We start from the raw sequence: 13,014 nt of genomic DNA on the forward strand, positions 1-13,014 counted from the left end.
CCTTCCCATCGCCTTGGGACTTTAATTCGCGATCGGAGCGTTCGTCGAGGCAAAGTGCAAGCAACCGAAAAAACACCGCAGGCGGAACGTCGGGCACTCGCTCGGCGCCTCCGAAAGTCCTGATGCACACTACTCTGCGGAAGACCGCATCGCATCAGGCCCAAGGGTGCAACGGGCACCCGGCGTTCCGCACGCCCTCTCACAAGAGGGTGGGAATGCAAAGGACGACGGCGCCCCCGCGCCGCAAACAATGGGGGTGATGACGCATGTCTGAAGAGCCGTGGCTGTTTGACAGTTGAATGCGATGACGTGGCGCGCGAACGCTCAAAACAAACTCCGTCATGCCCGGCGTCTGCCGGGTATCCACGCCTTGGCGGACAAAGGAAGACGTGGATGGCCGGAACAAGTCCGGCCATGACGGTGGAGAGTGATGAGTATCGTAGGATGGGTAGAGCGCAGACGCGCTTGCGCCGGAGCGAAACCCATCAATTGCAAGCCAGGAAAGCGATGGGTTTCGCGGAGTTTATCATCGGGCGCGCTTTGCGCGACCCGTTGGCGCTACCCATCCTACGAGTTGCGCGGGGTGTTATCCGCGATAGTCCCGCACCCGCTTCACCATCTGCTCCACATGGGCGATCGGCGTTTCCGGCTGGATGCCGTGGCCGAGATTGAAGATGAAGCGTCCGCTGGCATAATTCGCCAGCACGTCATCGACAGCGCGATCGAGCGCGGCGCCACCGGCGATCAGTACCAGCGGATCGAGATTGCCCTGCACGGCGACGTGGCTCTGCACCCGCTCGCGCACGAATGACGGCTCGGCGGCCCAGTCGATGCTCACGGCATCGACACCGGTGGCGCCGACATAACTCGGCAGCAGCGCGCCGGCGCCGCGCGGGAAGCCGATGATCTTCGCATTCGGCACCTTTGCACGCACACCTGCGATGATGCGCTTGGTCGGCTCCACCGACCAGCGTTGGAATTCCGCCGCGGGCAGTATGCCGGCCCAGGTATCGAAGATCTGCAGCACGTCGGCGCCGGCCTTGAGCTGACTGAGCAAGTAAGTGATCGAGTTCTCGACGATGGTGTCGATGATTTTTGCGAAGGCCTCCGGATGCCGATAGGCCATCATCCGCGCCGGTGCCTGATCCGGCGTGCCCTTGCCGGCAACCATATAAGTCGCAACGGTCCAGGGCGCGCCGCAGAATCCGATCAGCGTAATCTTCGGATCGAGCTGCGCGCGCACGCGGCGCAGTGCTTCGAACACCGGTTCGAGCTTGGTGAAGTCGGCCTCGGGTGAGAGCGTCGCGACCTTTTCCGGCGTGTCCAGCGGATCGAGCCGCGGGCCCTCACCGACCTCGAAACGCACCGAGCGGCCGAGCGCATAGGGGATCACCAGGATATCCGAGAAGATGATCGCGGCATCGAAGCCGAAACGCCGGATCGGCTGCAGCGTCACTTCGGTGGCGAAATCCGGATTGAAACACAGATCGAGGAAACCGCCGGCCTGCGCGCGGACCTCGCGATATTCGGGCAGATAGCGTCCGGCCTGTCGCATCATCCAGAGCGGCGGCACCGCCTGACGCTGGCCGGCGAGGACATCGAGGAACGGCTTGCGGGGCGCGGACTGGGTCAAATGCTTGGGTTCCGGAAACTGGTGCCGAAAGGCATGATTTTGCCGCCTCTGATACACCGCCGCTGCGCTCTTGGCGAGGCGCGGCAATTTCGCAAAAGCGGGCGATTCGCCTCACGCTTTTGACGCATCTCAAGGTGTCATCGCGCCGCAAGCGGCATATAGACTGTACGAACATCATGAGCGAAAAGACCATGAACATCATGACCCCGATCGTCAGTCCAGAAATCGAACAGAACCGCACCCGTGCCAAGGTCTGGTTCGAATCCCTCCGCGACCGCATCTGCGCCGAGATCGAGGCGCTGGAGCGCGAGGCGCCGCAGGCGCTGTTCCCGGGCGCGCCGGCCACCTTCACCTACAAGCCGTGGACCCGCGCGACGGGCATCGGCGGCGGCGTCGGCGGCTTCCTCTCGGGCGGCCGGCTGTTCGAGAAAATCGGCATCCATACGTCATCCGCGAACGGCAAGCTGTCGCCGGAAATGGCGCGGCAAATGCCGGGCGGCGGATCGCAGCTCGATTACGTCTCCAGCAGCATCAGCCTGATCATGCATCCGCGCAGCCCGCGCGTGCCGACCGTGCACATGAACACGCGCTTCCTGTCGACGGCCGTGGGCTGGTTCGGTGGCGGCGCGGATCTGACGCCAATGCTGCCCGAGCAGCGCAAGGTCGATGCGCCGGATACGATCACGTTTCACGACGCGATGCGCGGCGCCTGCGATGCGCATGACCCCGCTTACTACAAGAAGTTCAAGGCCTGGGCCGACGACTACTTCTTCCTGCCACATCGCAGCGTGGCGCGCGGCGTCGGCGGCATCTTCTACGATCAGCTCAACACCGGTGATTTCGAGAAGGACTTCGCATTCACGCGTGATGTCGGCTCCGCCTTCCTCGATGTCTATCCCCGCATCGTGCGTGCACGGATGCAGGAAGCCTGGACCGAGGAAGAGCGCGCGCAGCAGCTTGAAACGCGCGGCCTCTATGTCGAGTTCAATCTGCTCTACGACAAAGGCACGATGTTCGGCCTGCAGACCGGCGGCAACGTCGAGAACATTCTGAGCTCGATGCCGCCGCTGGTCAGCTGGAAGTAAGGTCGATCAGGCTACGCTCGGCGCCTGTTCGATCGCACCCTGCACGGCCCAGGACAGATCCGTGTTGAGTTGGAACGCGACCGAGCCTTCATCGATGATCGCCTGCGGATTCTTGGCAAGCTTGCCGGCTTCATCGAGCGCGGTGCGATAGTCCGACTTCAGCGCTGCCAAATCGGCATAGGCCGGGAAGTCGTAGAACGACAATTCCTCCGGCGCGAGGCCGGGCTTCTTGGCGAGCAGGCGCTTGAGAATCTGGCCGCCGGAGAGATCGCCGAGATAGCGCGTATAGGCATGGGCAATCAGCAATTCGCCGTCGCCCTTGGCGGCATCCGCGATGCGCTTGGCATAGGCTTCGCCGGCAGGCAGCATCGGCACAGCGGAGAAATCGCCATCGCACAGCACATTGAGATCGGCTTGCATCGCCGATGCGCGATCGAGCCGATACTGGGCGAGTGCGGCGAGCACAGGCGTGTCGCGATGGCTCTCAAGTCCGGCTTCCAGCGCCTGATAGGCCGCCAGCAGGTTTCGTTGCAGCAGGACATAGCCCTTGCGGCTGACGTCACCGCGCAACATGTCCTTGATGATGCCGGAGCGCTCGGCTTCGGTGTGAAGCACCTTGGTGCCGAGATAAAGGGCGGTCACGACGCTGACGGGCGCAGTGCTATCTGCCGAGGCAGCAGGCATTGAATTCTCCGATGACTGATAAAGGGATGTGTTGGCGCTCGGGCTGGTGACACCATATCACCCTCGCCGGATGCCACAAGGTGAGGCCAGGCCTGTTGCTACAGCGCGCGGCTGCGGGACTTGCGGCGTACCGGCGCAGATTTGCCGGTTTCCGTCGCAGGCAGGAACTGCGCGCCCTGTGCGGCAAGGAAGGCGCGCATCGCCTGCGCCGGCGGCAGCAGCACCTTGTCCTTGCGATTGAGCACGAACCATTGCCGGATGATCGGCAGCCCGATCACATCCAACATCACCAGTCGCCGCTGCTCCAGTTCGGTGGCCACCGTATGCGCGGAGATGAAGGCGATGCCGAGCCCGGCCATCACGGCCTGTTTGATGGTTTCGTTGCTGTCCATCTCCATGCCGATCGTGGCGCGCAAGCCTGCGCTCTCGAACAGTTGCTCCATCAACCCGCGCGTGCCCGAGCCGGGCTCGCGCGTCAGGAAAGTCTCGCCTGCGAGATCGCTCATGGAGAGGCGCGCCTTGCCCGCGAGGCGATGGTCGCTTCGCGCGATGATCGCATGCGGATGATCGCCGATCAGGTTCACATCCATGTCGATCCCGGCCGGCGGCCGGCCCATGATCGCGATATCGAGATCGTAGTTGCGCAGGCCTGCGATGGTCTCCTCGCGATTGCCGACCGTCAGCAAGATCTCGATCTTGGGATGGAGCTTCGCGAAGGCCGAGATTGCGAAGGGCACGAAGTATTTCGCGGTGCTGACGGCGCCGATGGAGATGCGCCCACCGGTCTTGCCGGCCATCATGTCCAGCGATGTTGCGCAGGCGGCCATCGCCGCCTCGATCCGTTCCGACAGCGCCAGCACCTCGCGGCCGGCATCGGTCAGAACCATCCCGTCGCCGGTGCGCTGGATCAGCGGCAGGCCAGCGAGGCCTTGCAAGTTGCGCAGTTGCAAGGTGACTGCCGGCTGTGTCAGGCGCAGCTTCAAAGCTGCCGCCGTAATGCTGCCGCTGGCGGCGACGGCGGCCAGTGCACGCAGCTGGCGGATCGAAATGTCGCGGAAGCGCTTCGTCATATAAGGAAAACTTTCGCCGCCTAATTTTTACGAAAGTTCCTTTATTTGGCCCAGCCGGTCAATATCTGTGGGCAAAATGGCCCATTTCTGCCATTCCCGGGCACTCCGGACGCGGCCATGTGCCAGAAGGAGCCCAGTATTTTGCGGAGATTGCGATGACCGACCACATGCCCCTGTCCCGATATACGGCTGACTACGCCGGACAGGACCCGCTGCGGCTGGCGGTGGCTGCTGCGGTCGATGCCTTCGCCAAGGCCTCCATTGAAATCTCCGACCTGATCGGCTGCGGTGCGCTGGCCGGGATCACCGGCGAGGCGCAGGGCGCGCAGAATGCCGACGGCGACGTGCAGAAGGATCTCGATGTCCGCGCCGACGAGATCGTTCGCGCGGCACTGAAGCCGGTGTCCTGGGCCGCGCTGGCCTCTGAGGAAGCCGAGACGGCGGATATAAGTGACAGCGGCGGGTTGCTCGACATTGCCTATGACCCGCTCGATGGTTCGTCGAATATCGAAACCAATATGACGGTCGGAACGATCTTCTCGATCATGCCGACCTCGAAGGGCGCTGTGCCGTTCACGCAAAAAGGCAGCGCGCAGATCGCTGCCGGTTTCGTTGTCTATGGCCCGCAGACCTCGCTGGTCCTCACGCTCGGCGACGGCGTCGATATCTTCACGCTCGATCGCGCCGCTGGGAGCTACAAGCGCATTCGGGTGCGTGTGCAGATCCCGGCCGAGTGTTCGGAATATGCGATCAACGCGTCCAACCATCGTCATTGGGAAGCACCGGTGCGCGATTTCGTCGAAGAGTGTCTCGCCGGCGTCGAAGGCCCGCGCGGTAAGAATTTCAACATGCGCTGGATCGCAGCCCTGGTCGCCGAGGCCTATCGCATCCTGATCCGCGGCGGCGTATTTCTCTATCCGTCCGATGCGCGCAAGGGCTATGCCGATGGCCGACTGCGTCTCGTCTACGAAGCGCATCCGATGGCTTTCATCGTCGAACAGGCCGGCGGCGGTGCGACCACGGGTCGTGTGCGTATTCTCGATCTCGCGCCGACGGCGATTCATCAGCGCGTGCCGCTGATCATGGGTTCGATCAGCAAGGTGAGACGTATCGAGGCCATGCATCTCGATGCCAGCGCGGGACAAGCGCAGGCTGCAGCTGAATAGCGGTGTGCGCACGATACATCCTGTTTTGAGCCATTCAAAACATGACAGGCTTGAGGGCTTCTAAGTCCAACCAGCCCGAAACAAGTTGAGCATGATGTGGCCGCGGCCTAGACAAACGCAGGGGTCGCAAAGGATACGCGCATGCTTCCGCAGCAGGTCAAGGTCTCTGATATCACCGACGAGAATTCGGCACAGACCTATCTCAACCAGGCCATCATGACGACATTCTGCCGCGTGCTCGACAGTTCGCGTCTGGCGCCCGATGTGGTCATGCGTCTTCTGGCAACCGCGGTCGGCGCGACCTATCGCGAAGTTGCGGCGGCCCATCAGGACGGCCAGTGCCCTTGCGGATGGCGCCCGGTCCCGGATGCCGATATCGAGGCCCTGCGATCGTCGCTTGAAGGCGCTGCTGCGCCGAAGATGGCTGACGATTTGCACAGCATGGTGATCGCCGGACGGGCGTAGCCGCCAGTCGATCTGCCCTTAAATAAGGCTGCATTTACGCGGAATTGGCCACTGCGGATCACCGCAGATGGCAATTCTGCGTCTGTTCCGCTCTCCCGATCACGTGATTGGGCCAGCGCGATCGACATATGGCAATTCCTTTAGACCTAAACTACTTTGGCCCGATCCTTGAATGTCGAGGAGATCGCGATCGGTGCAAAGTGACCTCATGACATCCTCATCCGCTGCAGTTCTCGACCACACCACTGCCAGCTCGACCGTCTGGCGCGAAGTCGCACGCGCGATCGCCGACATCGGCGCCAAGCGCTGTTTCGGCCTCGTCGGGGGCGCAAACTTCAAGGTGACGCTCGGCCTCACCGAATTCGGCGTCGAATTCGTTGCTGCACGCCATGAGGGCGGCGCGGTGAGCATGGCCGATGTGGCTGCGCGTCTGACGCGCGATCTCACGATCGTCAGTGTGACGGCGGGGCCCGGTCTCACCAATGCGATCACCGGCATCGGCGAAGCTGCCAAGAGCGACACGCCATTGCTCGTTCTCGCAGGTGACGTGGTGCTCGGCGACAAGCAGTCGGCATTTGCCTTCAATCAGTCGGAACTTGTTCACGCGGTCGGCGGCGAGTGGCGGCAGATCGCCGATGCGCAGAGCGCGTATGCCGACACCTGGAAGGCCGCGTCGTTGGCGCTGCGCGAGCGCAAGCCGGTCGTGCTCAGCCTGCCGATCAATGTGCAGGAAATGCCGGTGACGGCGACGATGGGCAAGAAGCATTTGCCGATCATGCCGCGGGTCACGATCAATCCGGCGAAGCTGGATGAACTTGTTGCGACGATCCGGACATCGAAGCGACCGCTGATTCTGGCGGGTCATGGCGCTGTCGTGGCCGATGCGCAGCCGTTACTGGTTCAACTGGCAGACAGAATCGGCGCGTTGCTGGCGACGTCGTTGCAGGCGCATGGGATGTTTTCCGGTCATCCGTGGAATCTCGGCGTTGCCGGAGGCTTCTCCTCGAAAGCAACGGCTGAGCTAATCGCGCAGAGCGACATGATCCTCGCCTTCGGCATGTCGCTGAACATGTGGACCACGAAGAAGGGCAAGCTGATTTCGGACTATGCCCAGCTCGTGCAGATCGATGTCGAGAAGGGCCGCATCGGCGTGCATCGCCCGGTCGATCTCGAACTCGAAGGCGATGCATCGGCTGTGGCCACTGCCGTGTTGCAGGCGTTTGATAAGACGCCGCCCAGCGAGGCTGGCTGGCGCACGCCCGAGGTTGCCGCGGTGATGACTGCCAGAGGCAATCATAATCTGGCCTATGACGACACCAGCACTGCCGAGCACATCGATCCGCGCACGCTGAGCAAGGCGATGGACGATATCCTGCCGAAGGATCGCACGGTCGTTGTCGACGGTGGACATTTCGTCGGCTGGGTGACGCGTTATATTTCCGCGCCCGATCATAAAGGCTGGTGCATTCCGATCGCGTTCCAGTCCATCGGCCTCGGCCTTGCCGGCGCGATCGGTGCGGCAGTGACGCAGCCGGAGCGGCTGACAGTGCTCGCGGTCGGTGACGGCGGCTTCCTGATGTCGATCGCGGAGCTTGAAACTGCCGTCCGGCTGAAGAAGCGCATCTGCATCTTCATCTATAACGACAGCGCCTATAGCGCCGAAGTGCATCACTTCGGGCCGGAAGGCTACAACGCCGGCATGGCGCAATTCCCGGTGACCGATTTTGCGGCCATCGCGCGCGGATATGGCGCCGATGGCGTTGTTGTGCGGACGCTCGCCGATCTCGATGCCGTGAAGACCTGGGTCGCCGATGGTGCGCAGGGCGTGTTCATCGTCGACGGCCGGATCAATCCAAAGCTGATCGCGGATTGGTACAGCGAGATGTTCAGCGGCGCGAACTTGTAATTGGCCTTCTTACCTCTCCCCGCTTGGCGGGGAGAGGTCGGCTGAAGCGCGCGGAGCGCGTGAAAGCCGGGTGAGGGGGAGCGCATGATACACTTAAGCGCAAACCACTAACTCCCCCTCACCCGAAGGCTCCGCTGCGCTCGCCTTCGACCTCTCCCCGCCTAGCGAAGCTTCGCTTCGCCGGGCGGGGAGAGGTTATGCCGCGGCTTGGTTCGTTGCTTCAACATTCCCCAACCATTCCTTCGCAATGGTCAGATCTGCCTGCGAGAGCTGATGGCCAACCGGCAGCGTGCGGTGCTGTACATCGGCGCCCGCCTTCGTCAGCATCACGGCAAGTCGCTGCGAATTGCTTGGCGGGATGATCGGGTCGGATTGGCCCGACACGATCAGTGCCGGCTTGCCAGCGAGATCCGTCACCGGCGCGTTACGTAGCGGCACCATCGCCCGCAACAATATGCCGCCGGCCAGCGCCTCCGGTCGCAACAACATCATCGCGGCGGCGATGTTGGCGCCGTTGGAATAGCCGAGCGCGATCGGTGCTGTGAGCCCGTAGCGCTTGCGGGCTTCGACTACGAAGTCTGCAAGGTCATTGGCGCGACGCTGAACGTCGTCCTCATCGAACACGCCTTCGGCGAGCCGGCGGAAGAAGCGCGGCATGCCGTGCTCCAGCACCTGACCGCGGGGCGACAGCAATGCTGCGCCGGGCGCAATCGCCTCGCCGAGCGGCAGCAGATCGCTTTCGTCACCGCCGGTGCCATGCAGCAGCAGGAGCGGCGTTGCCTCGCGCCGGTTGCCCGGCGCGAAGCGATGAATGTGGGACAGGTCGTTACTCATGACGTCACCTTTTCCGTGTCGAGCACCGGCAATACGCGCTCGATCTCGCCGCGATGCTTTTCGAGAAACGCGGGCAGTTTCAGATGCTCGCCGAGGGATTCGACGGGCTCGTCCACGGCGAAGCCGGGGATGTCGGTGGCGATCTCGAACAGCACGCCGCCGGGTTCGCGGAAATAGACCGAGCGGAAGTAGTTACGGTCCTTCTGCTCCGTCGGCTGCTGGCCGTGGGTCTTCACCAGCTTGTTGGCCATCACCTGTTGATCGGCGTCATCGACGGCGCGGAAAGCGATGTGATGCACCGAGCCGCGGCCCTGACGACCCGGCAGGAAACCGCCGGCCTCATAGATGTCGACAATGCCGCCTTCGACGCTGTCGGTGCTCAGGCGAATGATCGAGCCTTCACGCGCGGTTTCCTTGAAGCCGAACACGTCGGTGAGGATCGCGCTGGTCTTCTCGGCCTTCTCTAGCAGAAGCGTCACGCCATGGAAGCCGCGGATCGCGTGCTCCGCCGGAACGTCGCCATTGCTCCAGCCGGGCTCGTTCTCCGCGCCGGCAACGCCGACCAGAGCGAGGCTCATGCCGTCCGGATCGGTGAAGGGCAGCACGGCTTGGCCGAAGCGTTTTTCGAGCGCCTCATGGGCAATGCCCTTCTCGATGAAGCGATGCGTCCAGTAGCCGAGCGAGCGGGCAGGGACCCGGAACGAAGTCTGCTGGGTCTGGCCCACGCCGCCACGGCCGGGGGCCGCATGCTCCCACGGGAAGAAGGTCAGGATGGTGCCCGGCTTGCCGGTCTCATCGCCGTAGTAGAAGTGGTAGGTGCCCGGATCGTCGAAATTGACGGTCTTCTTGACGAAGCGCATGCCCAGCGCGCGGGTGTAAAAATCGAAATTCCGCAAGGCGTTACCGGCGATTGCGGTGACATGGTGGATGCCTGACATGGTCTGTCTCCTGGTTAGGAAGGCGTCTCGTCTTCCGTTGCCGGGATAATTGGGTCATCCCCGTTCAAAGACAATCTGGCCATTTGTGACATGACTGTCTATGAATTGGGGACAGTCGGGAATGCTCCATGGATAAGCTCAACAGCCTGCGCGCCTTCGTCAAAGTCGTCGAACTCGGCAGCTTCTCCGAAGCAGGGCGGCAGCTGCGGCTGTCGCGCTCGGCGATCTCGAAATATGTCGGCGAGCTCGAACAGGACCTCGGCGTGCAATTGCTCAACCGCACCACGCGCCATGCCAGCGCGACCGAGAACGGTCAGGCCTATTTCGAGCGCGCGCTGACCATCCTCGCCGATCTCGAAGCCGCCGATCAGGCGGTGGCGCAGGCGCAGTCGACGCCGCGCGGATTGCTGCGCGTCAATGCGCCGATGTCATTCGGCACGCTGCAGCTCGGGCCTGCCATTGCCGACTTCATGGCGCAGTGCCCAGAGTTGCAGATTCAACTCGTACTGTCGGACGATCAGGTCGACCCGATGCAGGGCGGTTTCGACGTGACGCTTCGCATCGCCGACCTGGAGTCTTCAAGTCTCATCGCGCGAAAAATCGTCGCCATCGATCGCGTCGTCTGCGGATCTCCTGATTACTTCAAGCAGCACGGCACGCCGAAGCTGCCGGAGGATCTGCGCAGCCACGCGCTGCTCACCTATGGCTTCCTACTCACGGGCAATCAGTGGAAGCTGACCGGCAGGGATGGCAACGATCACTGGATCCAGCCGAGCTGGACGCTCTGCGTCAACAATGCTGAAGTACTGCGCGATGCCGCGATCAAGGGCAGGGGCGTCGCGCTGCTGCCGACCTTCATTGCCGGCGATGCATTGCGCGCGGGCGCTCTGCGCAGCGTGCTCAATACCTACGAAGCACCGCCGCTGACGCTCTATGCGATCTATCCGCCCACGCGGCATCTCGCCGTAAAAGTGCGGCTGTTCATCGATTTCCTGGCGGCGCGCTTCAGCGGCGTGCCGGAGTGGGATGAGAAGCTCTAGCGCCAGATCGCGCGCATCCGCGAATTGATGTCCATGCGCACACCCTGCGCCGCCGCGCGCGCGGGATCAGCGGCGGCCACTTGCGGCCAGGTTGTGCGCTCGAACAGGCCGAGCAGCGCTTCCGGAATGAAGCGGGTGCGCGACGCATAGACGTGGCGGTCACCTTGTGCGTGCTGGCCGTGGGTGAAGAAACGCTGCGGCACCATCAGATGCAGATCGTCCTTGGCGCGCGTCATCGCCACATAAAGCAGCCGGCGCTCTTCCTCGATCTCCGCTGATGTCCCGGTGCCCAAATCCGACGGCATGCAGCCATCGACCACATTCAGCACATAGACAGACTTCCATTCCTGCCCCTTGGCGGAATGGATGGTCGAGAGGATCAGATAGTCCTCGTCGAGCAGCGGCACGCCGGACTGATCGCTGGTCGCGTCAGGCGGATCGAGCGTGAGTTCGGTGAGAAAGCGTTCGCGCGACGGATAGCCTGACGCGATCGCTTCGAGCTGGATCAGATCGGCGCGGCGCGTCAGCGAATCCTCGTGAATGCGATCGAGATGCGGCTCATACCAGCGTCGCGCCAGTTCCAGTTCGGCGGGCCAGCCCGCACGGCGTGACTTGATCTCGCTGATGACCTCGACAAAGCCGCGCCAGTCGGCTGCTGCGCGCGGCGGCGCCGGCGCGTGAGCGAGGGCGTCGATCGGATCGGGTGCCGCGATCATGTGATCCAGCGCGCGCTGTGCGGAAGCTGGCCCCACACCGGGTAGCAATTGCATCAGCCGGAAACCGGCGACCCGGTCACGTGGGTTCTCCACGAAACGCAGCAGCGCCAGTATGTCCTTCACATGCGCGGCGTCGAGAAACTTCAGGCCGCCGAATTTGACGAATGGAATGTTCCGCCGCGTCAGCTCCACTTCGAGTGATCCGCTGTGCGACGACGTCCGGAACAGCACGGCCTGTTCCTTCAGCTTCATGCCGCCTTCGCGATTGTCGAGCACGCGCGCGACGATGGCGCGGGCCTGATCGGTCTCGTCCCGGATGGTGACGAGTTGCGGCTTGGCGGAGGAGACGCGGTCGGTCCAGAGATTTTTGGTGAAGCGCTCGCGCGCAAGATCGATCACGCCATTGGCCGCTGCCAGGATCGGTTGCGTGGATCGATAGTTGCGGTCGAGCGTGATGATTTGCGCGGGTGGGCTGAACTGCCTGGGAAAATCGAGAATGTTGCGCACTGTGGCGGCGCGAAACGAATAGATCGACTGCGCGTCGTCGCCGACGACGGTGAGGCCGTGACCATGCGGCTTCAGCGCCAGCAGGATCGCCGATTGCAGGCGATTGGTGTCCTGATATTCGTCCACGAGCACGTGATCGAAGCGACCGCCGATATCGCTAGCCAGTAGCGGTTCGCTCGCCATCTGCGCCCAGTATAGAAGCAGGTCGTCGTAATCGAGCACGTTCTGCTTCTGCTTGGCTTCGACATAGCTGGCGAACAGCTCGCGCAGCTCGGCTGACCACGCCGCGCACCACGGATAGGATGCGCCGAGCACCTGATCGAGTTCGGTCTCGGAATTCACGCAGCGGGAATAGATCGCGAGGCATGTGCCTTTTGTCGGGAAGCGCGTCTCGGTTTTGGAGAAGCCGAGTTCGTGCCGGACCAGATTCATCAGGTCGGCGGAATCCTCGCGGTCGTGAATGGTGAAACCGGGATCGAGTCCGATTTGTTCGGCATAGTCCCGCAGGAGCCGCGCGCCGATGCCGTGGAATGTGCCAGCCCAGGCCAGCGCATCGGTCATGACGCCGGTATTGTCGCCCATCACTTGGCGCGCGATGCGCTCGACGCGGCGGCTCATCTCGCTGGCCGCGCGCCGTGAGAAGGTCATCAGCAGGATGCGGCGCGGATCGGCGCCGTTGACGAGCAGATGCGCCACGCGATGGGCGAGGGTGTTGGTCTTGCCGGAACCGGCACCGGCGATGACCAACAGCGGAGCTGACGTGACGCTGTTCCCATGCGGGAACACGCCATGCTCGACGGCACGGCGTTGTTCTGGATTGAGGGCGTCGAGATAAGAGGCTTGAGCGAGCAAGGCATGTATCCGAGGTGACGAATCACGCTCGCTGATTCCCGCTTTGTTCGCAATGGAAGAGCGGCACTTCCCTTTCGGCTGTCATCCCCGCGAAAGCGGGGATCCATACACACCGAGT

The 13,014-nt window shown here is 62.9% G+C and carries 11 protein-coding genes; 5 read left to right on the forward strand and 6 right to left on the reverse strand.

Annotated elements, in window-relative coordinates; translation table 11 throughout:
* Positions 1–586: 586 nt before the first annotated feature.
* Complete coding sequence (gene hemE / locus HP556_RS01210) at positions 587–1,633, reverse strand: uroporphyrinogen decarboxylase (RefSeq protein WP_175365606.1); 1,047 nt, start codon at positions 1,631–1,633, stop codon at positions 587–589.
* Positions 1,634–1,824: 191 nt separating this feature from the next.
* Between hemE and hemF the strand changes: the two genes are divergently transcribed.
* On the forward strand, positions 1,825–2,718 hold the full coding sequence (gene hemF, locus HP556_RS01215; protein ID WP_246297301.1) for an oxygen-dependent coproporphyrinogen oxidase: 894 nt from the start codon (positions 1,825–1,827) through the stop codon (positions 2,716–2,718).
* A gap of 6 nt (positions 2,719–2,724) precedes the next feature.
* On the opposite strand, the gene HP556_RS01220 is transcribed toward hemF, so the two are convergent.
* Both HP556_RS01220 and HP556_RS01225 read right to left on the reverse strand, forming a co-directional pair.
* Positions 2,725–3,402: a biliverdin-producing heme oxygenase gene (locus HP556_RS01220; protein ID WP_175365607.1), complete on the reverse strand. Its 678-nt coding sequence runs from the start codon at positions 3,400–3,402 to the stop codon at positions 2,725–2,727.
* 98 nt (positions 3,403–3,500) lie between these two features.
* Entirely contained in the window at positions 3,501–4,472 is a 972-nt protein-coding gene (locus HP556_RS01225) for a LysR family transcriptional regulator (RefSeq protein WP_175365608.1), read from the reverse strand.
* A 155-nt stretch (positions 4,473–4,627) separates the two neighbouring features.
* On the opposite strand from HP556_RS01225, the gene HP556_RS01230 reads away from it, so the two are divergent.
* The 3 genes from HP556_RS01230 (at position 4,628) to HP556_RS01240 (ending at position 8,009) form a co-directional block, all read left to right on the forward strand.
* The gene (locus tag HP556_RS01230) at positions 4,628–5,638 is read left to right on the forward strand and encodes a class 1 fructose-bisphosphatase (RefSeq protein WP_175365609.1); all 1,011 of its coding nucleotides are present in this window, start codon (positions 4,628–4,630) and stop codon (positions 5,636–5,638) included.
* 141 nt (positions 5,639–5,779) lie between these two features.
* The gene (locus HP556_RS01235; RefSeq protein ID WP_175365610.1) at positions 5,780–6,103 is read left to right on the forward strand and encodes a hypothetical protein; all 324 of its coding nucleotides are present in this window, start codon (positions 5,780–5,782) and stop codon (positions 6,101–6,103) included.
* Between the two features lie 208 nt (positions 6,104–6,311).
* Positions 6,312–8,009 carry a thiamine pyrophosphate-binding protein gene (locus tag HP556_RS01240; protein WP_175365611.1) on the forward strand — a complete coding sequence of 566 codons (1,698 nt, stop codon included), beginning with the start codon at positions 6,312–6,314 and terminating at the stop codon, positions 8,007–8,009.
* Between the two features lie 195 nt (positions 8,010–8,204).
* Here HP556_RS01240 and HP556_RS01245 read toward each other — a convergent pair whose 3' ends face one another.
* Positions 8,205–8,843 carry an alpha/beta hydrolase gene (locus tag HP556_RS01245; protein ID WP_175365612.1) on the reverse strand — a complete coding sequence of 213 codons (639 nt, stop codon included), beginning with the start codon at positions 8,841–8,843 and terminating at the stop codon, positions 8,205–8,207.
* On the reverse strand, positions 8,840–9,781 hold the full coding sequence (locus tag HP556_RS01250) for a ring-cleaving dioxygenase (protein ID WP_175365613.1): 942 nt from the start codon (positions 9,779–9,781) through the stop codon (positions 8,840–8,842). The genes HP556_RS01245 and HP556_RS01250 overlap by 4 nt, the downstream gene beginning before the upstream one ends.
* A gap of 128 nt (positions 9,782–9,909) precedes the next feature.
* On the opposite strand from HP556_RS01250, the gene HP556_RS01255 reads away from it, so the two are divergent.
* Complete coding sequence (locus HP556_RS01255; RefSeq protein WP_175365614.1) at positions 9,910–10,821, forward strand: LysR family transcriptional regulator; 912 nt, start codon at positions 9,910–9,912, stop codon at positions 10,819–10,821.
* Here the strand turns inward: HP556_RS01255 and HP556_RS01260 are convergent.
* The gene (locus HP556_RS01260) at positions 10,818–12,896 is read right to left on the reverse strand and encodes an ATP-dependent helicase (protein WP_175365615.1); all 2,079 of its coding nucleotides are present in this window, start codon (positions 12,894–12,896) and stop codon (positions 10,818–10,820) included. The genes HP556_RS01255 and HP556_RS01260 overlap by 4 nt on opposite strands.
* Positions 12,897–13,014 lie beyond the last annotated feature (118 nt).

This window comes from Tardiphaga robiniae (assembly GCF_013359755.1).
In the GTDB taxonomy this organism is placed as follows: domain Bacteria; phylum Pseudomonadota; class Alphaproteobacteria; order Rhizobiales; family Xanthobacteraceae; genus Tardiphaga; species Tardiphaga robiniae.

Excerpts from the sequence above, each read along its gene's own strand:
- HP556_RS01225 (WP_175365608.1), bottom strand. The coding sequence starts at position 4,472 with ATGACGAAGCGCTTCCGCGACATTTCGATCCGCCAGCTGCGTGCACTG.
- HP556_RS01245 (WP_175365612.1), bottom strand. The coding sequence starts at position 8,843 with ATGAGTAACGACCTGTCCCACATTCATCGCTTCGCGCCGGGCAACCGG.
- HP556_RS01255 (WP_175365614.1), top strand. The coding sequence starts at position 9,910 with ATGGATAAGCTCAACAGCCTGCGCGCCTTCGTCAAAGTCGTCGAACTC.
- HP556_RS01240 (WP_175365611.1), top strand. The coding sequence starts at position 6,312 with ATGACATCCTCATCCGCTGCAGTTCTCGACCACACCACTGCCAGCTCG.
- HP556_RS01230 (WP_175365609.1), top strand. The coding sequence starts at position 4,628 with ATGACCGACCACATGCCCCTGTCCCGATATACGGCTGACTACGCCGGA.
- HP556_RS01220 (WP_175365607.1), bottom strand. The coding sequence starts at position 3,402 with ATGCCTGCTGCCTCGGCAGATAGCACTGCGCCCGTCAGCGTCGTGACC.
- HP556_RS01250 (WP_175365613.1), bottom strand. The coding sequence starts at position 9,781 with ATGTCAGGCATCCACCATGTCACCGCAATCGCCGGTAACGCCTTGCGG.
- hemF (WP_246297301.1), top strand. The coding sequence starts at position 1,825 with ATGAACATCATGACCCCGATCGTCAGTCCAGAAATCGAACAGAACCGC.
- HP556_RS01235 (WP_175365610.1), top strand. The coding sequence starts at position 5,780 with ATGCTTCCGCAGCAGGTCAAGGTCTCTGATATCACCGACGAGAATTCG.